This window comes from Paenibacillus kribbensis, from assembly GCF_002240415.1.
Taxonomy (GTDB): domain Bacteria; phylum Bacillota; class Bacilli; order Paenibacillales; family Paenibacillaceae; genus Paenibacillus; species Paenibacillus kribbensis.
The window spans coordinates 5,284,513-5,304,073 of sequence record NZ_CP020028.1 but is presented as its reverse complement, the minus strand read 5'-3'; the positions used below and the strand labels follow the sequence as shown (position 1 = coordinate 5,304,073).

Sequence of the window (19,561 nt, the reverse complement as noted above, 5' to 3'; positions counted from 1 at the left end):
TGCACGTGACCATAAAGGAGGTAAAAACGATGACTACTTCAACGAACAGAGTACGTATTTCCCAATGGGATGCGCTCTTGCTGGAATCATTACGCTCATTGGGCTGGTCCAATGAGGAGTTAATCCGCCGGGTGCAGCAAAACGAGCTGCCAACGGACGGACCATCCGATTTTGATTATGCGGAGCTTGCCACCGGGCTGGCGTCCAAAGAGCCGGAGGTATTTGTCAGCGCGGTAACGGACGGATACCAGATCAAGTACAACACAATACGGGGGATCAACTCGTGGATTGCCGCTGCGTTCGGGCGCGAGCCAGAGCTGTCTCTGGAGGAAGGAAGCGAAGCTGTTACATCCGAACTGACGCAAGCCGAGTATGAACGGCTGGAGCGGGTGCTGTCGTTTGGTTGGGGCATACAGGAAGTGCGGCCTGCGACTGGTGATACTGCGGGTTTGTACCGGATAGTGCCTGCTGTGCAGACGAACTAAACCGTGGGTTTTGAGTAAAGCCACTTTGCCGGAAATGAAAACGAGCTGACCGATGAGGCCAACTCGTTTTTTAATATAATCCTTCTTTATTCTTTTCATACAACACGACCAGACTATTGTGAATGATCCGTGTCATGCAGTAAAATACGGCCATTCTGGTGGTTTGCATAATATCTCCCAACAACATGGACATCGATTCCATATCGGAAAAGTGTCGGATAAGAATCCGGTTAATAATCCCTTCACCAAACCAGACAAAATATAGCGGAACAATCATTCTTTGAATGTAACGCGCTTTGCGTTCCAATCCTGAATGGAGCGCAAAGTGCCTGTAGATATGGGTAAATGTATTGGAGAATCCCCACAAGTTGATAAGAGGAATCATACGAACAATGGCTCCAAAGGTGCGAATCGGATAATCGGAATGCTTTTGTCGGATGGCTTTATGTACTTGAACTAGCCAGATCAGATAGGTTACAAAACACAGGTAGTACAGAACGAAGTTAAAAACAGTGAATTTTTGCTCCAGCTCGTATAGATGCTCGTAATAAAAATCATTTGCGTTAATATACACCAACGTAAAAATAAAGATGAGCAATTCGCATATAACTGCCACTGCTAACAAGGCTTGATGCACACTGCCAATGGTCTTCGATGGGAATGCTTTGGAATCTGAATCATTCAAGATGTACTTCCTCCTAGTCTAGTTGCTTCAAATACACGATAGCATCCTCCAGTGTTTCTACGGGAATAATGCGCAGCTTGAGTCTATGCTCCTTTTGAACTCGGGCAGCTTCTGCTTCATTGCCTTCCTCACCAAGCCATTCATAATCTGCCGGTACAAAAAATAGATCAACCTTCGCAGCCTCGGCTCCCAGCAGCTTTTGCTCCAGCCCGCCGACGGACCCGACATCTCCGTACTCTTCCATCGTGCCAGTGCCTGCGATTTTGTGACGTCCCCCATCTGAAAAGTCGATGTTATTGGCTTCCTCATACAGTCCGATGCCTGTCATCAAGCCCAGGGAATTTCCCGCAAGCTCCTGCAAATGAGTCAATAGCTCCGCATAGCGAGCATCCTCCAATTCGCTTATATTCGAGAAAGTCGCCGTAGCCTCACCTGTTTCGCTATCTATTACACTTAATTCCGTCGCTGCATGTACGGCTTGCATCGCCGAATATTTTAGTGTGTCCGTCTCTGTGAGTTCCTTCCAATAAGAGTCCACTTCATCAGGGGCAAGGGATTCAAATTTAATCTCTCCCCCGGATACATTTTCACTGGAATATACATTCCAACGCTCCAGGAGATTGTTGGCAATCCCCGATTGAACAGACGCAAAAAACACGCTTCCCTGAACGCCAAGATCTTTGACCGGATGCATCTCTCCCTGCAAAATATACTGTGCGGGCATAGGCCGTGTTGCAACAAAAGCAGCGATAGCCGGGATTAGCAACAGGGCGAAGATGAGTAGATGTTCTTTGTGTATGCTAAATATCCTTTTGAAGAGATATGGATTGCGGCTTGGCATCCGATTCACAACCTTTCCATCTTTTCTCATACGGTATATCATCGGTTGAAATCGACAGAAAGGTTACATTTTTCACCATAAATGACCGATAAAAGTACAGTGATATTCATATTTTATGGTAAATCAGGAAAGGGGATATTTTAAATCTAATGAGTGAACAAAAAATACATAAGGGTGAATGTGAAGGTGAGGCGCTCGTCGTTGAACTGGAATCCGCTGAGCCAAACACAGTGTTTGAACGTCCACGAAGAATTATTTTAACCTTGGCTACAGGGTTTGCTTTATTGATCCTTGGTTTGTTCCTGTCGCTAATCACAGGTATATTTCCTATCAGCTATGCAGAGGTATTGGAAGTGTTATTTTCTTCAAATCCCAATCCCACGCTTGTGGAAGTTGTATTCCAGATTCGTATGCCACTTGCATTGGATATGTTGTTGCTAGGAGGATGTCTGGCCGTTTCAGGAACTCTTTTACAATTACGAACAGCTAATCAATTTGCATCACCAACCTTAACCGGACTTATGCCTGGGGCAATGGTAGGGCTATGTGTTGTCCTTTTGCTTGGGATGGACATAGATTCCTTTGGTAGTATGGCCCTTTGTATTGCAGGAGCGGTGTTAGGGGGATTCATTGTATTTACATTGAATAAAATCCAGTTCATTCGAGGACGGTCTGCGGGAGTTCATTTATTCATGATTGGTTTTATTATTGATGTTTTCCTTCGTTCAACATTTGGATTTATTATGTTACTTGGAGAATATGGAGAATATCAGCAAGAGTGGGCAATCTCTCAGGGAGGCTGGGGAATAAGAGAAGGATCATTCACGTTTTGGCTTGCACTGCTAACAATCCTCGTTGTGGTATCTGTCTTTGCATTCCCCAAGCAGCTTAGTCCGTTATACATTCCCTTCGCGATTGTGTTGACCGCCGTTACTGTGTGGGCATGTGGTACCATCGGATATATAGGACTTATTGTGCCTTATTTCATGCGTTGTATGATAGGAAACCGTCCACGGCTTCTCATTTTGGGTTCCATTTTGTGGGGGGGCGGTCTGTTGATGCTGGCCAAAGTCATTTCTGCTAAAATCAACGAGCCGGTTGGGCTTCCCGTAACCCCGGTGCTGGCCTGTATCGGCGTACCCTTTTTGATCTTTATGGTGTGGAGGGAATGGAAAAGGTTCGATTGCTAAATCAAAAATCATGCTCTCTTTTTTTATGCTATAGTTTTCATAGATCATGAAGAGAGTTGAGGTGCAGCATGACATCAATGACTATTGTTGAACCATCCGTCAAACCAGGATTAGCAGCTTTTCAGGCAGTCGCCGAAGATCAGGAAGAGGTTCAGGAGTTGATTTTAAAGACGGCCAGATGGCTGCACAGCAAAGGCTCCACGCAATGGGGCAACCTGCTCAAAGGGAAAGATGATCACAACCTGGGCGGCGCTATTGCGCGGGGAGAAGTGATTATTTTCCGCACATCAGAGGATCATGCATTGGCAGGTGCTGTGATCTTGCAGCAGCAGCCCAGTGCGTGGGACCGTAAGTTGTGGGGGCTAGACGATGCTGATTCCGAGGGAGGAACCTCCGTATATTTGCATCGTTTGGTTGTGGATCGAGAGAGGGCCGGGAAGGGACTAGGCCATGAATTGATGCAATGGATTGAACAAGGCATCCGTTTCACAGGCAAGGATCGAATACGGCTGGATTGTATTGCGGGGAATGACAAGCTTAGCCAGTTTTACAGACAATGCGGCTATACGTATAGAGGTGAAACGGACGGCTATAATATTTTTGAGAAGATGCTAATAGAGATGTAGGAAATACAATTTGAATGGAGTACAGGGGCTGTTCCGGAAGTCATCAAAGATGACGGTGGGGCGGCCTCTTTTTGTATTTTTTTAGGATCAGCTCACTCTATTCGAATATACGGCTAACCATAAATTAAAGTGTTTTATAAATAAGTTTATTCACTTATTAAAACATCATAAATGAATATTATAAACATATATTACGTCATATATATTGAAATGACCTCCTGATATGTGTTACAACTTTAGATAAGACATATTGATCAATTCAGGCATGTATCTCGATAAGTGGAGGGAATGAATTCAATGTTGAAAAGAGTGTACTCATTTAACGAAGGTAAGTTGGGGATGAAAGCGCTACTAGGAGGAAAAGGCGCCAATCTCGCGGAAATGACGACACTAGGTCTTCCGATCCCTCCCGGCTTTACGGTGACTACCGAGGCGTGTCGAGCCTACTTTACTTCCGGCGGCAAGCTCCCGGAGGGCTTATTGGGCGAAATCGTAATTGCCCTGCACGATGTTGAGGAAGCCCAGTCGGCTATATTCGGAGATGCGAAGCGGCCTTTGCTGGTATCTGTCCGTTCAGGCTCGGTAACCTCGATGCCCGGTATGATGGATACGATTCTGAATCTGGGTCTGAATGATGAAACCGTGCGTGGACTGGCGAAACAGACGGGAAATGAAACCTTTGCCTATGACTGCTACCGCAGATTTATCCAAATGTTTGGTGAGGTCGTGCTAGGTATAGACGCCATCCATTTTGAACACCTGCAGGAGCAGAACAAGCAAACCAACGGGCGTGCCAGTGACCAGGAGGTTAGCGCAGGAGAATGGAAGCAATTGATCGCAAAGTACAAAGATCTGGTCGCAGAGCGCAGCGGCCAGCTGTTTCCACAGGATGTATATCAGCAATTGCAACTGGCGGTGGAAGCTGTGTTCCGCAGCTGGAACAATATGCGTGCCAAGGTGTACCGGAAGGCTTACGGCATCCCGGATGAACAAGGGACAGCAGTGAACATTCAGGCCATGGTGTTTGGCAATCTCGGCAACGACAGTGGAACCGGGGTACTGTTCACCCGCAATCCCTCCACAGGTGCTAAGGAATTGTACGGCGAGTATATGGTGAATGCCCAGGGCGAGGATGTTGTTGCCGGAGTGCGAACACCCAATCCTATTGCCCAGCTTCTGGAGGAGCAGCCGCTAGTCTATGATCGTCTGGAAGAGCTGGCTTCCTTGCTGGAGCACCATTACCGGGATATGCAGGATATCGAGTTTACGATTGAGAAAGGCAATTTGTATCTGCTACAGACGCGCAGCGGCAAAAGAACGGCGCAGGCGGCTGTAAAAATAGCTGTAGATTTGGTGGAGGAAGGGATTATCAGCCAAGAGGAGGCGATCCAGCGGATCGAGCCGTCCCACATGGATCAACTGCTGCATCGCTCCATTGATACTTCCACACCGCTGGTTGCGATTGCCCAAGGTCTGCCTGCCTCGCCCGGCGCAGCGAGTGGGCGTATTGTCTTCGACGCAGATACGGCAGAGAGCTGGACGAAGGATGGGCAGAAAGTCATCCTGGTCAGTGTGGAAACCTCACCCGACGATGTTCATGGGATCATTGCCGCTGAAGGTGTGCTGACGAGTCGAGGGGGGATGACCAGCCATGCTGCCGTGGTTGCGAGGGGGATGGGTAAACCCTGCATTTGCGGCTGTGACGCGCTGAGCATTGATCTGGATAGTCGGAGCGTCAGCATCGGTAACCTGACCTTCCAGGAAGGGGAAAATATCTCAATCGATTCGACCTCCGGGCAGGTGTACGAAGGCAGTCTGTCCCTGAGCGAGCCGGTCATTACACCGGAACTGCTGAAGCTGCTGGAAATTGCGGATGGCATTCGGACGTTGAAGGTCTACACCAATGCCGATACGCCACATGACGCAGTCAAAGCGCGGGAATTTGGAGCCGAAGGCATCGGGCTTTGCCGGACGGAGCATATGTTTTTCTCGGGCAATCGTCTGCCTATCGTTCAGGCGATGATTTTGGCGGATGATCAGGAGGAGCGGATTACTCATTTGAATCGTTTACTCCAAATGCAACAGTTTGACTTTGAGGCTATGTTCAGTGCGATGGACGGTTTATCGATGACGATCCGCCTGCTGGACCCGCCGTTGCATGAGTTCCTACCGAATCTGGAACAGCTTCAGGAGCAACAGCGGGAGCTTGAGCTTTCTGGCGGCCATGCGGAGGAACTGCGACGTCTTAAAAATACCATCTCCAAGGTGCACGAGCTGCGGGAAATCAACCCTATGCTGGGTCTGCGCGGTGTTCGGCTGGGCATTCTGTTCCCAGAAATATACGACATGCAGATTGAAGCGATCTTTAAGGCCGCGCAAGCGGCATTGCGCAAGGGCGTGGATGTAAGGCCGGGGATTATGATTCCGCTGGTTGGCCACTCCAATGAACTCAAGCAAATGAGGGAACTGGTTGATAAGGTAGCCGCTCAGGTGCTTAGCGAGGAATTCAAAGGGTTCAGATATCGGGTAGGCACGATGATTGAGGTGCCAAGAGCCGCCCTGCTGGCAGATAGCGTGGCCCAGTACGCCGACTTTTTCTCCTTTGGAACCAATGATCTGACCCAAATGACCTTTGGTTACAGTCGTGATGATGCTGAAGGAAAATTCCTCGGCTCCTATATGGAGAAGAATATTCTGGAAACCAATCCCTTCCAGGTGTTGGATCAGGATGGCGTAGGCAAGCTGATCGAATGGGCTGTTGTCAAAGGCAGAGCAAAAAAGCCTTTTCTGGAGACAGGTATCTGTGGTGAGCATGGCGGGGATAGCGAGTCAATTCTCTTTTGTCACCGCAGCGGACTGGACTATGTTAGTTGCTCCCCGTACCGGGTGCCGTTTGCCCGCATTGCCGCTGCTCAAGCAGCCTTGCTTGTCAGAGCGGAGCAGCCTGAGAGAACGTTGTCCGCTTTGTAGCTGAACCATTTCAATAGTATATTGTGTAAAATGAACAAGGCAGCCTTGATCCCAAGGCTGCCTTGTTCGTTATGCATTATATTTTACACACATATCTCGGATCGCGTCTCTTCCTTCTACATATGATGATAGAGAACATTTTTGTAAGCGTTTTAAAATAGCGTGACATATAACTATGCGAAGCTACAGGAGGCGATTACGATGGACGATTACATGAGCTGGATCAAGCTTGGCTTTTTTCTCAGCGTTCTGTTTTTACTGGCAGCGGCATGCAGTACCTCTCCCAAGCTGGAGAGCACAGAAGGTAACAAAGTGCGGCTGACCCTGCAGGTCTGGGGTAATCCTGCGGAGGTGAAGGTGTACCAGCGGGTATTGGATGCATTTGAAAAGGAAAACCCGAATATTGAGGTTAAGCTGGTGCCTGTGCCGGGAGACCAATATGAGCAAAAGCTGCTGACACAGCTTCAGGGAAGTCGCGGACCGGATGTGTTTTATTCGTATGAACCGACGATTGCGCGTTTGATAGAGGCGAAGCAGGTACAGCCTTTGGGTGAATTTCTAACAAGTGATGCGAGTGATGTGAAGGCCGAGGATTTTCCAGAAGGATTGTGGGGCCCGGCGAAGCGTGATGGGGAAATCTATGGGATCACTCCTGACTCGAATCCGATGGTGATGTATTACAACAAAAAAGTTTTTAAAGAAGCAGGTGTGAAGACACCGCAGGAATATGATGACGAAGGCAAGTGGAACTGGGATGCCTTTGAGGAAGTCACATCGAAGCTGAAGGCTGCAGGGAAGCAAGGCTATATTGCGGAAAACTGGTGGGCTCACTGGTATTCATGGGTGTGGTCGAACGGCGGCCGGATTTTTGATGAACAAGGCAAGTATGTACTGGACCACAATGAAAAGGGCAAGGAAGCCTTCCGCTTCATGTACGATATGGTGAGCAAAGGAAATGCAGTATACCTCGGATCACTTCCCAAGGAACAAGGGGCAGATGCGATGTTCATGTCCAATCAGGTCGGTATGCTGGCGGCGGGAAGATGGCTGGAGCCCTTGTTCAGTCAAAATCAAAACCTCGACTTTGATTATATCTACTGGCCTTCCAACACAGGCAAAAATGAACCTGTCGCTATACCGGTTGCCTATGTAGCCGTGAACAAAAACAGTCCGCATCTGCAAGAGGCCATGAAGCTGGCGTCATTCTATGTTTCTGTGAAGGGACAGGAGGCGCGACTGGTTGAAGGCGGGAATGCCATGGGTACGCTTGTCGCCGCAGATGAGAGCATTATGAAAAAGGCGACGATTGAGCATTCCAGCTATTTGACCGAAGGACGCAACAGAGGCCATGCACATGGCTCCGCACTGGCCTATGATGCTCAGGTACCGGGATTAAACTCGGATATCACGGAGACGATGGACCTGATGTTCCTCGGCAAGCAGGATGCTGCGGCAACGATAGAGAAGCTGAATCAGATCATATCCAAGGCGGTCAAGTAGGCACGGGATACAGCCGTGACGCGCTATCGTCCGTTTCTATCCGCCCAGCCGTTTCCGATGGCCTGCGGCCGCTGCAGGTTGCCGTCGCTTTGCTGGTACGGGCGAAGGCCATAGCCCTGGTTATAGGGGGGATAGGCGCAGGAGGCAGGATTAGGCTGCGGCTGATAGTGAGCGCTCTGAGTTGCCTTTTGACAGCCTTTTGGCGGCCCGATGATCACGGTTTGATTCAGCGGGGCAAAAGCCTCTTTTACTTTGGCTTCATCAAGGCAGTAGACATGCGCGAATACTTCGGCCGGCGTTAACCGCAGCATGTCGGAAGCGGGAATGATCTCGGGTACCGGTGCGTCGAAAATCGCCAAAAAATGCGTTCCGTCGGCGGCGGCGGTGTCATAATGCCACCAAGCTTGCGGCACGCTGGCCGTCTGACCGGGCCGGATGGCATAATGCCGAAGTTCCTTAGTGAACGGATTAATGATGGAAACGATGATTTCGCCCGAGATGCAATAAACGAGTTCCGAAGCGTTTTGGTGGTAATGCGGTTCGATAGCATTGCCCTTGTCCAGGTAAGTATCCAGCATCGACATGTTCCCCAACGTATTCAGCTGTTTGATGGACAATAAGTTAAAGTAATTGCGTTCGTCTTTGATGAATGCCGGGTTGTTTCTCAAGTCGAACGCAAATTGTGCGGAAGGTGAAGTAAAATCCATATAAGAAACCGCCACGGTCGTCCCCTGCCTTTCCTTTCGCTTTGGCGTCTCAATTTCTACTGAATATATATGCTTGCGGCGGGGGGAATATGTCCCCGTATTTCTTGACATAATGGCCCAGCGCCAGAAGTGGCCAGATGTACCGATAGCTGTGATAGTGGACGTAAAAATACCCCGGTAAACCGGCACCGGTCGGATACGCGCTTGCCCAGCCGTCTTCGTGCAGCAGTTCGATCAATCTGGCGGCACCTCGCTCGATCTCGGGCGTAGGCCGGTTGTGCACCGCGATCAGCGCGTCGAGCGCCCAGGCCGTTTGCGAAGGCGTGCTGGCGTAAAGCGGCACATAACGCTCCGCCTGATCGCTGCGGCACGATTCCCCCCAGCCGCCGTCCGCGTTTTGGATGGCAAGCAGCCAATCCACCCCTTTGGTTACAGCGGCATGATCGGAAGGAAGCCCCACGGCCTTCAGGCCCGTTAGCGCCGCCCAAGTCCCGTAAATGTAGCATATCCCCCAGTGGCCGTACCATGAACCGTCCGGCTGCTGATGGCTGATCAGCCAGTCGGCCCCGCGTTGGATAAAGCCGTGCCGGACGCCGAGCTTGGCGAAATTCCCCAGGTACTCCAGCGCTCGACCGGTAAGATCCGCCTCCGACGGATCGGTGGCCGCCGATTTTGCCCCTTCGATCGCCAGCCAGGTGAGCATTTCCTTGTTGGTGTTTTTTTCAAAGGCCGGCCAGCCGCCGTCGTCGTTTTGCATCGATATCACCCAGTTTAGGCCGCGGTTCCAGGATTCGAGATAAGCGGGATCGCGTTCAGACAGGCTGTGGATGGCGCGAAGGGCGGCCGTGGAGTCGTCGACGTCGGGGATGATCGTATTGGTGTCGGAAAACCCCCAGCCGCCGGGGGCGGTGCCGGGATTGTGAATCTGCCAATCTCCGGCTTTGCGATGCTGCTTGGACCGTAAATAGACGGCAGCTTTTTGCATCGCGGAATGCCGGACGCTCACTCCGGCTTCCTGCAGCGCATAGGCCAGTAGGGCGGTATCCCAGACGGTGGAGGGGGAGTTTTGGATGGTGGTGTATCCGCCAGTCTTACAGCACATGGCGGACAAGCCGTCAACCGCGTGCGTGATCACCGGATGCTGTGGGTCGTATCCGAGGGCCAGCAGCGCGAACACCATCAGCACGGTGCTGCTGGCGTACGTGTACAGGGTTCCGTCTCCCTCAATCCGTTCCAGCATATACTGCTCCGCCTTTTTTACCGCCGCTTGATGGATTCGCTGCGGTGTGCCGACCAGATGGCCGAGTGTGGACTGGATATACTCCAGCAGCTTGCGGTTTTCCCGGGAAAGCGGCTCCTCGGCTGGGCTTCGGTTGGTATAAAGCTCGCTTAAATCGGGAGTATGGGCGGTTTTAACGGAAAAATCCCGATCGGCCATAATGAGCAGCGGGACCAGATGGACGCGGGAATAGGCGGAAAAATCAAAAAAACTGAGCGGTAAAGAGGAAGACAGCAGCAGCATTTCAAACGGAATGAGCGAAAGCGAGGCGGGCCATTTCCTTTGCCCGGTCGCAGCCAGCAGCGTTTTGGTCAGCAGGCTCGCCGCTTTTCCGATCCCGCCCCGGTCCAGAATGTATTGCTTCGCCCGCTGAACCGGTTCGTCCTTTGGCTGACTGTACCCGGAGCACAACAACGCGTAATACGCTTCGACCGTCGCAGAAAGATTGCCTTCTTCCTCGTCCTTATACCACCTCCAGCAGCCTTCAGGTTGCTGCGCGGCAAGGATGCGGTCATGCAGCCTCCGGATCAGGTCCTCCTTCTCCGCGTTTAACGTGCGAAAAAGAATGATTACGAATGCGTCGAGCATCGTCCCGTTTTCGAAACAAAAACGCCAGGTGCCGTCCGGCTGCTGTGTTTGGATGAGCTCGCCGGACAGCCGGCGGATCTCCTCGTGGATTCCGATAATATTTTGGCCCATTCCCTGCCCCCTCCTTGTTATCGTCATCCCCATTATATGAGGCTCGGGAAACCGATTTTCGTGTTTGTAAAAAATATACCGAGGAAGCGACATGGCGGAATGCGGGCGTAAAGTGGAGACGGTCATCGCGACCACTCGTTACAGGCTGCTGTTCCGTTTTTTTCACGCGCTATCGTCCGTTTCCCTGCTCCTTTTGGTGCTTTTTCCGATACTGTAACGGGGTATGCCCAGTGTATTGCTTGAATACACGGCCAAAGTGAGCGATGCTGTCAAAGCCCGTTTTTTCAGCAATGGAAGTCACTTTCCAGTTTGTTTCTCTCAGATACGCCCGTGCCTGCTGTACCCGGACATCCTGAAGATACTCTACTAAGGTAAAGCCTGTGGTTTGCTTGAAAATACGGCACAAATACGTGCTGCTAATAAAAAAATGCCCTGCCAGTTGATCCAGCGACAGCTTCTCGGCATAGTGTGCATGCAGGTATTCAATGATCGAATATACTCGCTGCTGCTTCTCGCTGCGTTCCGGTGCAATGGTATCGGGAGCGGCCGATTGTATGCGTCTTATTCGGATAAGCAATTGGAGCAGCAAGCTTTGGAGATACATTTGGCGGTATGCATGCTCTTGATGGTATTCATCCAGCATTTGCCGGAACAGGTGCTCCAGCTCGCGTTGTTCCTCCGCCGAAGGTCGCAGCAGGAAGCTTTTCTCAGGTAGAAGAAGCGGGTTGTGGTCGCTGGACGGAGCGACAGGCATAGGCGTGGCTACAAACGATTCATCGAAATTGATTAAAATTCGCTCATGGCTGCCGCTCCCCTTGTTGCTTGTACGGTGAAAATCGTGTTTGCTGATCCAGATCAAATCGCCCTTCTGTAGCGCGTATACCCGCTGATTAATGTAGTAGTATCGTTCTCCTGCCAGCAGATAGTAGATTTCATGCGCTTGGTGGACATGGTCGGCGGACATGCTGAACGGGACCGTCCGCAGCGCTTGCTCGATGGCAAAACGGGGGGTGGTGATCATATTGATAGTCTCCTTTAATGAAAGAATGCACGAGGATAATATATGCATACTTTTTGAATTAATTCACAATAAAAGCGAAGATTTTGCTCTTTTTTATACTATAAAATAAAAGCAATTCATGTAAAGGGTGTGAACCAATTGGCTAAAATCAAATATGCACTTGTGGGCACCGGAGGCAGAGCCGAATTTTTTTACGGTGAAGTTGTTACCGTTTTCAAGGATACCTCGGAGCTGATCGCGTTCTGTGATGTCAATCAGACGAGAATGGATTATGCCAATCGACTGCTGCAGGAGAAATACGACCATGAGCCGATTCCGACCTATAAAGCTCATGAATTCGACCGGATGATCGCGGAAACGAAGCCGGATATCGTGATCGTCACGACCGTTGACCGGGTACATCATCGGTATATTATCCGGGCGATGGAACTGGGCTGTGATGTCATTTCCGAGAAGCCGATGACCGTGGACGAGGACAAATGCCAGGATATTCTGGACGCCATAGACCGCACGGGACGCAAGCTGCGCGTCACCTTTAACTACCGCTATGCGCCGCATAATACGAAAATCCGCGAGATTATTATGGACGGGACGCTTGGCGATGTCTTGTCGGTCAATTTCGAATGGCTGCTGAACACACAGCATGGTGCGGATTATTTCCGTCGCTGGCACCGGGATAAGCGCAATAGCGGCGGTCTGCTGGTCCATAAATCGACGCATCATTTTGACCTGATGAACTTTTGGCTCGGCTCGAAGCCAGAGACGGTATATGCGATGGGCGATTTGAAATTTTACGGCCGGGAAAATGCCGAGCAGCGCGGTGTGACGGAGTTCTACCAACGGGCTTACGGCAGCAAGGCGGCGGAAAATGATCCTTTTGCGCTGCATCTGGACCGTAACGAGCATCTGAAAAGCATGTATCTGGATGCGGAGCATGAGGATGGCTATCTGCGCGATCAAAGCGTATTTGGCGACAATATCAGCATCGAGGATACTCTCAGTGTTATGGTGAAGTACAAGAACAAGGCAGTGATGAACTACTCGCTAAATGCTTACCTGCCTTGGGAGGGCTTTATCATCGTATTTAACGGCACCAAGGGACGGATGGAGGTTCGGGTATCCGAGCAGTCCTACGTTAACTCCGGTGGCAGCAAGGCAGATGAAGGAGCGTTAAAAGAGAAGACCATCACGATTTATCCTCACTTTGCCGCACCTTATGAAGTCGAAGTAGAGGAAGGTGTAGGTGGTCATGGTGGGGGCGATCCAGTCATGCTGCGGGATATTTTCGATAAGCCGGCAGAGGATCGTTTTCATCGTGCGGCTTCACATATCGATGGCGCATGGTCCATTTTAACAGGCATCGCTGCCAACCGCTCTATGCGTACAGGTCTGCCAGTGAAGGTGGAGGAACTGGTGCGTTTGTAGCGAGGCAGCAATGGGATAATAATCAGGTAGCCCCCTCCGTATTGGATTCGCGGAGGGGGTTGCTTTTTCATTGATGATCCGTCGTCAGCTTACGGGTTCCCAGTTGTTGTACAGGACGATGGTTATTGGGAAAAAGGGTGGCGAACCGGCTGATTTGGTCTGCCGACATTTCGATAGGCTGCTCCAGGACTATCCAGTTCACATGCTCGGTACATGGCGGCGTAGTCAGTGATCCGCTGTAGCGAATCGAGTGCAGGTCCTTCGGCAGAAGAGCCGCGAGATTGATTTCCTCCAGAGCTGCTTCCTTGGAAACATCTGTTGGCAGTTTGGACCAAATACGGCTAAAAGCTTTATTTTCATTGCCGTTTTGAATGAGTACTCCTAAGACGGCTGTGCTACCGTTGTCGCTCTGATGGACGAAATGCAGCTCCATATCGGCATTTTTCCCATCTATTTGGTGCTCACTGGGGTGATGAAAATGAAACTGCTTTAAAGTAAATTTAGTACCGTCCAGTACAATATAATTACTGGGGCTGGCTGCATTGATTTGAACGGTGTGTCCATTATTGAGTATGGATACTTTCGTATTGGTGTAGTGAACCTGTATCGGTTGCTGCGTTTGCGAAGCTTCCAAACGGGTATACTCTATATTGACAGGTGATTGTTCTTGGCCGTTACCACAAGCGGCAAAATTTTTTTCCAGCTCTCCCCAATGCTCGGGTCCCTCATTTCCCTCATAAGACCAGTGCGGACTTTCCTGAACGACCGCGTGTACATTGTCAGCTGCTAGGGCTGAGGTGTTGGTGGTGCTAGAAGTCGTGGACTGAGGAGTACATCCTGTTATCCATACGACCAAGAAAATGGAAAACACGCTGGATAGACAAACTTTCCAGTTTTTTTTCATGGCTCTTTAACCTTCTTCCAGATAGAAAATGTGGAACTTTTTACATTGTAAAATAATTCACAAAGTCTCCACAAGGGTACAAGGACTTAGGAAAGAGCTTGAATATATATTTGTTTTCCTTGGGTAAAAATTATTATAATCTGTAGTGTGCATTACAAGATAATTCCATATAGCCGTTAAAGGAGAGATCACATGAAAGCAGCAGTTGTTACAAAAGACAACAAAGTCAGTATAGAAGAGAAGCCTTTACGCTCTTTGAAACATGGAGAAGCGTTAGTCCGGGTGGAATATTGTGGGGTTTGCCACACAGATTTACATGTCAAAAATGCAGATTTTGGTGATGTCACAGGCAGAGTTCTGGGGCATGAAGGCATTGGAAAAGTTATTGAATTAGGTGAAGGAGTAACCAGTCTTAAAATAGGTGATCGCGTAAGTATTGCCTGGATGTTCGAAAGCTGCGGTCACTGCGAATATTGCTTAACCGGGCGGGAAACGCTGTGCCGTGAAGTCAAAAATGCCGGATACACGGTAGACGGTGCAATGGCAGAACAATGTATTGTCACAGCTGACTACGCGGTCAAAGTACCGGATCGTCTTGACCCTGCCGCTGCAAGCAGTGTAACTTGCGCAGGGGTTACAACATATAAAGCAGTTAAAGTAAGTGAAGTCAGACCAGGACAATGGATCGGTATCTTCGGCATTGGCGGCTTGGGCAACCTGGCTGTACAATACGCAAAAAACGTATTCAATGCCAAAGTTGTAGCCTTTGACATCAGTGATGAAAAACTCGAACTGGCCAAAAAAGTTGGTGCCGACTATGTCGTTAATAGCCTGAAAGAAGATCCGGTCGCCCGGGCCAAGGAGTTAACGAACGGTGCTGGTCTGGATGCAACTGTGATTACTGCTGTTGCCAAAACACCTTTCAACCAGGCAATCGACGTTGTGAAGGCTGGCGCGCGTGTTGTAGCTGTAGGTCTTCCAACCGATAAGATGGATCTGGACATTCCGCGTCTGGTTCTGGACGGCATTCAAGTGATCGGCTCCTTGGTCGGCACTCGTGAAGACCTCAAAGAAGCGTTCCAGTTCGCTGCAGAAGGGAAAGTCGTCCCTCTTGTACAAAAACGTCCGATTGAAGACATTAATCATATCTTCGATGAGATGGAGAATGGCAAAATCCAAGGGCGCATGGTCATTGATTTCACGAAATAAAATGATGCCGATCACAGCTCCATAAGTACAGATTGGAATGGAGTTTTCCAAGCGCGTAAGCGCCTGCTGATTGATTGCGGGCGCTTTTTTCTATTGAACCGCTCTTTTTTACTTTACAGCTTGTTCAGAATGTTATCCTCCAAAACAGCGGATTTATCCCCGTATTCTTTAATAATATGCTTTTCTCCCCAGGCACACAGGGCATCCAGAATACTTTTCAGGCTACAACCGTATTCACTAAGCTCGTACTCCACTTTGGGAGGGACCTGATTGTAGCTGATTCGATTGACGATGCCGTCCTGCTCCAGCTCCCGAAGCTGCTGAGTCAGCATTTTTTGTGTAATAGAAGGCATTAGTCGCTTTAATTCACTTGTCCGCATCTTTCCATGTGTCAAATGACACAGAATCACGCACTTCCATTTCCCCCCGATCACCTCTAATGTCGCCTCAACCGAAATGTTGTATTTTTTCTGTCCCAATGTCGATCCCTCCATGTGCTTCACTGCGTGTTATACATATCTTAACTGCCTATTTTGATCTAAATAGTCTTTGATTAAGGGTACTTTTTGGTACCTATATTACTAAAAAGTACGTACTGTTCATACTTGCTTGAATAATTCATAATAACATCTGCTGGTCGAAGATTTCTATAGATAGGGGTGAAAAACATGTCGTCAGATCAACAACGAAGTATTTGGCCGCTGCTTGCTTTAGCTGTAAGCGCCTTTGCCATAGGAACAACCGAGTTCATCAGCGTAGGGCTGCTTCCCCTGATCGCACAGGACTTGCACATATCCGTAACCATGTCCGCGCTAACTGTAACGTTGTACGCATTGGGGATAACGATTGGGGCGCCTGTCCTGACCTCACTAACATCAAGTGTTCCCCGTAAAACGCTGCTGCTGTGGATCATGATTGTATTTATAATAGGCAACAGCCTTGCTGCGGTTTCCGGCGGAATTGTGTTGCTGCTGATCGCACGCGTCATCTCGGCATTTTCTCACGGAGTGTTCATGTCCATCGGTTCTACCATCGCAGCCGACCTTGTGCCGGATGATCGGCGGGCCAGTGCTATTTCGATCATGTTTTCCGGGCTGACTGTAGCCACAGTCACGGGTGTACCTCTGGGCACCTATGTTGGGCAGCAATGGGGCTGGCGGGCCGCCTTCATGGCGATTGTAGTCGTTGGTATAGTGGCACTTATCGCCAATCTGCTGCTGCTGCCGTCTACGCTGCGCAAAGGGAACAAGACTCCTTTCCGCGAGCAGGTCAAACTGGTTGCCAATGGTCGCTTGCTACTCGCATTTATCATTACAGCCCTGGGGTATGGAGGCACGTTTGTCGTGTTTACTTATTTATCTCCATTACTTCACGACATAACCGGATTTAAGCCCAATACGGTAACGTTCATTCTTTTGCTGTACGGCATTGCGATTGCCATCGGGAATGTTATAGGCGGAAAAGCTGCAAACCGCAAGCCGCTTTCAGCTTTATTTTACATGTTCCTGATTCAGGCTGTGGTTCTGTTCCTTCTGCTGTTTACCGTACCTTTTAAAACGGCGGGGCTGATTACGATCTTTTTTATGGGATTGCTTGCATTTATGAACGTGCCTGGTTTACAAATATATGTAGTGATGTTAGCGGAACGTTTTGCCCCCAAGGCTGTGGATGTTGCCTCTGCCGTCAATATTGCAGCCTTTAACGCAGGGATCGCGATCGGAGCTTATGCAGGCGGGCTTGTGACTGACTCGTTGGGACTCATTCATACGACATGGATCGGTGCCATTATGGTTTTTGTAGCGGTTCTGCTCACAGGCTGGAGTCGTATACTAGAAAAAAGGGATACAACTGCCTTGGTAGGCTAAAACTTATAAAAATTGGAGAGGAAGATATGGAATGACACAAAACTTGCAAAGCACAACAACCTTGCACAACGGAGTTCGCATGCCTTGGTTTGGCATCGGGGTCTTTAAAGTGGAGGAAGGCTTGGAGCTGGTAGATGCTATAAAGGCTGCTATAAAGCATGGGTACCGCAGTATAGATACAGCTGCAATCTATGCGAATGAAACAAGTGTAGGACAGGCCATTCAGGAAGCTCTTCAGGAGAATAACCTGTCGAGAGAAGAGTTGTTTGTCACGTCCAAGGTGTGGAATGCAGATTTAGGCTATGAGGAGACACGGGCAGCCTATGAGGCAAGCCTGAATAAGCTGGGCCTGGATTATCTGGACCTGTATCTGATTCATTGGCCGGTCCAAGGAAAATATAAGGAAGCCTGGAGAGCGTTGGAGTCCTTATATAAAGAAGGACGGATCAAGGCGATCGGAGTCAGCAACTTCCAGATTCATCATTTGGAGGACCTCATGAAGGATGCAGAGATTAAACCCATGGTCAATCAGGTGGAATTCCACCCGCAATTAACGCAGGTAGAGCTGCTGCAATTCTGCCAAAAGCACAGCATTCAATTGGAAGCCTGGTCCCCGCTTATGCAGGGCCAATTGCTTGATCATCCGGTGTTGCAAGACATAGCAAGCAAGTATGGTAAATCGGTGGCCCAAGTGATTTTGCGCTGGGATGTACAGCAGGGAGTTGTCACCATTCCCAAGTCTACCAAGCCGCATCGGATTATTGAAAATGCCGACATCTTTGATTTTGAATTGACGCGCGACGATATGGAGCGAATTCAGGCGTTGAATGCCAATCTTCGGGTAGGTCCTGATCCGGATAACTTCGACTTTTAAATTCAGCTTATGATAAGGCGCCGTTTCTTTCTTCGTTGAAAGGAACGGCGTTTTTGTTCATATGAGTATGGAGTCACAGCATTCCACCCCCGCCATATGCTATGATAGAGTTATGGAAAAAGAGACGGTTTGGAAGCTTGTGAAAATGAAAACACTCCGGAGGGCCTCATGAATAAAACAATTGCAGATATAGCCCACATGGCCGGTGTGGCCAAGAGCACGGTATCCCGATATTTGAACGGCGGGGCTGTCAGCGTGGATACGAGACGTAAAATTGAAAAGGTGGTCAAGGCCACGGGGTATGTGCCCAATACCTTTGCCCAGAGCCTGAAGGCGAAGCGTACCAATATTATCGGAACCGTTGTGCCGCGTCTGGATTCGTTTGCGACATCTCATACACTAATGGGGATAGATGAGGAGCTGCGTTCCCGGCATTATCAGATGCTGATCTCCAATACGAGCCAGGATGTAAAGCGTGAAATCGAAGCCCTCTATGAGCTGGGGCGGCAAAAGATTTCCGGCATTATTTTGCTGGCTGCTCAAATTACCGATGACCATCTGACCGCGATTCGTGACATTCGTATTCCGGTGTTGTTAGTGGGCCAGCAGCATGAGCAGATTCATAGCCTGATCCATGACGACTACCATGCGGGCTATGATATCGGCGCTTATGTTCTCTCGCAGGGACACCGTGAAATTGCCTACGTCGGTGTTACGGAGAAGGACGTTGCTGTCGGCGTACAGCGTAAAGAGGGCTTTAGGCAGGCTGTTCGGGATGCATTGCCTGCAGGTTCACATACGGACGATGCGTTGCGGGCTGCCGGGTATGATATCAGATACTATGAAACCGGATTTAAAATGGCCGATGCACGGATTGCTGCGTCTGCCATCTTGGATCAGTTCAAGCCGTCGTTGATGGTGTGTGCTACGGATAATATTGCGCTTGGCGTGATCAATGCGGCTTATTCCAGAGGGATTGCCATCCCGTCGGATTTATCGGTGACCGGCTTCGGGGGATACGATATTACAGAGGTTATTCACCCTGCGCTGACAACCGTGCAATACCCGTATATGGAGGCTGGACGTGTAGCGGCACAAAATATTATGCGGCTGGTAGAGCATAAACCGGTAGAGCAAGTGACAGTCATGAATTATGCACTTATTGAAAGAGAAAGCGTTGACAAACGCTAAACAGGTGGATTATAATTTCTACGAAACCGGTTCCATAGCACTCGGGCACTAGTGGAATCGGTTGCAAATCCATGGATGAAATATTTTTTT

Annotated in this window: 17 protein-coding genes; 10 read left to right on the top strand and 7 right to left on the bottom strand. The window is 49.5% G+C overall.

Annotated features, from left to right (window positions below; translation table 11 throughout):
- Positions 1–29: 29 nt before the first annotated feature.
- On the top strand, positions 30–485 hold the full coding sequence (locus tag B4V02_RS23675) for a hypothetical protein (protein WP_094156654.1): 456 nt from the start codon (positions 30–32) through the stop codon (positions 483–485).
- A gap of 70 nt (positions 486–555) precedes the next feature.
- Here the strand turns inward: B4V02_RS23675 and B4V02_RS23670 are convergent, their stop codons facing one another.
- Both B4V02_RS23670 and B4V02_RS23665 read right to left on the bottom strand, forming a co-directional pair.
- Positions 556–1,170 carry a hypothetical protein gene (locus tag B4V02_RS23670; RefSeq protein ID WP_094156653.1) on the bottom strand — a complete coding sequence of 205 codons (615 nt, stop codon included), beginning with the start codon at positions 1,168–1,170 and terminating at the stop codon, positions 556–558.
- Between the two features lie 13 nt (positions 1,171–1,183).
- On the bottom strand, positions 1,184–2,041 hold the full coding sequence (locus B4V02_RS23665) for a S16 family serine protease (protein WP_244188397.1): 858 nt from the start codon (positions 2,039–2,041) through the stop codon (positions 1,184–1,186).
- Between the two features lie 119 nt (positions 2,042–2,160).
- Here B4V02_RS23665 and B4V02_RS23660 point away from each other — a divergent pair, with 119 nt between their 5' ends.
- The 4 genes from B4V02_RS23660 to B4V02_RS23645 all read left to right on the top strand — a co-directional run bounded on the left by B4V02_RS23660 (position 2,161) and on the right by B4V02_RS23645 (position 8,297).
- Positions 2,161–3,201, top strand: a complete 1,041-nt coding sequence (locus B4V02_RS23660; protein WP_094156651.1) for an iron ABC transporter permease — start codon at positions 2,161–2,163, stop codon at positions 3,199–3,201.
- A 68-nt stretch (positions 3,202–3,269) separates the two neighbouring features.
- Positions 3,270–3,827, top strand: coding sequence for a GNAT family N-acetyltransferase (locus B4V02_RS23655; RefSeq protein WP_094156650.1), 558 nt, complete (start codon positions 3,270–3,272; stop codon positions 3,825–3,827).
- 297 nt (positions 3,828–4,124) lie between these two features.
- Positions 4,125–6,797 carry a pyruvate, phosphate dikinase gene (gene ppdK / locus B4V02_RS23650; RefSeq protein ID WP_094156649.1) on the top strand — a complete coding sequence of 891 codons (2,673 nt, stop codon included), beginning with the start codon at positions 4,125–4,127 and terminating at the stop codon, positions 6,795–6,797.
- A gap of 201 nt (positions 6,798–6,998) precedes the next feature.
- Positions 6,999–8,297, top strand: a complete 1,299-nt coding sequence (locus tag B4V02_RS23645; protein ID WP_094156648.1) for an ABC transporter substrate-binding protein — start codon at positions 6,999–7,001, stop codon at positions 8,295–8,297.
- Between the two features lie 23 nt (positions 8,298–8,320).
- On the opposite strand, the gene B4V02_RS23640 is transcribed toward B4V02_RS23645, so the two are convergent.
- From B4V02_RS23640 to B4V02_RS23630, 3 genes are all read right to left on the bottom strand, one after another.
- On the bottom strand, positions 8,321–9,019 hold the full coding sequence (locus tag B4V02_RS23640) for a cupin domain-containing protein (protein ID WP_094156647.1): 699 nt from the start codon (positions 9,017–9,019) through the stop codon (positions 8,321–8,323).
- A 34-nt stretch (positions 9,020–9,053) separates the two neighbouring features.
- Entirely contained in the window at positions 9,054–10,982 is a 1,929-nt protein-coding gene (gene shc, locus B4V02_RS23635; RefSeq protein WP_094156646.1) for a squalene--hopene cyclase, read from the bottom strand.
- 169 nt (positions 10,983–11,151) lie between these two features.
- A complete protein-coding gene (locus B4V02_RS23630) occupies positions 11,152–12,003 on the bottom strand; it encodes a helix-turn-helix transcriptional regulator (protein ID WP_094156645.1) in 852 nt (283 codons plus the stop codon).
- A 138-nt stretch (positions 12,004–12,141) separates the two neighbouring features.
- Between B4V02_RS23630 and B4V02_RS23625 the strand changes: the two genes are divergently transcribed.
- Positions 12,142–13,428 (top strand): Gfo/Idh/MocA family protein, encoded by a 1,287-nt coding sequence (locus tag B4V02_RS23625; RefSeq protein WP_094156644.1) that lies wholly within the window; start codon positions 12,142–12,144, stop codon positions 13,426–13,428.
- A gap of 67 nt (positions 13,429–13,495) precedes the next feature.
- Here B4V02_RS23625 and B4V02_RS23620 read toward each other — a convergent pair whose 3' ends face one another.
- Entirely contained in the window at positions 13,496–14,332 is an 837-nt protein-coding gene (locus B4V02_RS23620; RefSeq protein WP_094156643.1) for a carbonic anhydrase, read from the bottom strand.
- Positions 14,333–14,524: 192 nt separating this feature from the next.
- Here B4V02_RS23620 and adhP point away from each other — a divergent pair, with 192 nt between their 5' ends.
- Positions 14,525–15,541 (top strand): alcohol dehydrogenase AdhP, encoded by a 1,017-nt coding sequence (adhP, locus tag B4V02_RS23615; protein ID WP_094156642.1) that lies wholly within the window; start codon positions 14,525–14,527, stop codon positions 15,539–15,541.
- A gap of 113 nt (positions 15,542–15,654) precedes the next feature.
- Here adhP and B4V02_RS23610 read toward each other — a convergent pair whose 3' ends face one another.
- Complete coding sequence (locus B4V02_RS23610; protein ID WP_007428268.1) at positions 15,655–16,020, bottom strand: winged helix-turn-helix transcriptional regulator; 366 nt, start codon at positions 16,018–16,020, stop codon at positions 15,655–15,657.
- A gap of 189 nt (positions 16,021–16,209) precedes the next feature.
- On the opposite strand from B4V02_RS23610, the gene B4V02_RS23605 reads away from it, so the two are divergent.
- The 3 genes from B4V02_RS23605 to B4V02_RS23595 all read left to right on the top strand — a co-directional run bounded on the left by B4V02_RS23605 (position 16,210) and on the right by B4V02_RS23595 (position 19,471).
- Positions 16,210–17,406 carry an MFS transporter gene (locus tag B4V02_RS23605; RefSeq protein ID WP_094156640.1) on the top strand — a complete coding sequence of 399 codons (1,197 nt, stop codon included), beginning with the start codon at positions 16,210–16,212 and terminating at the stop codon, positions 17,404–17,406.
- Between the two features lie 31 nt (positions 17,407–17,437).
- Positions 17,438–18,280 (top strand): aldo/keto reductase, encoded by an 843-nt coding sequence (locus B4V02_RS23600; RefSeq protein ID WP_007428270.1) that lies wholly within the window; start codon positions 17,438–17,440, stop codon positions 18,278–18,280.
- Positions 18,281–18,448: 168 nt separating this feature from the next.
- Positions 18,449–19,471, top strand: coding sequence for a LacI family DNA-binding transcriptional regulator (locus tag B4V02_RS23595; RefSeq protein ID WP_007428271.1), 1,023 nt, complete (start codon positions 18,449–18,451; stop codon positions 19,469–19,471).
- Positions 19,472–19,561: the final 90 nt, after the last annotated feature.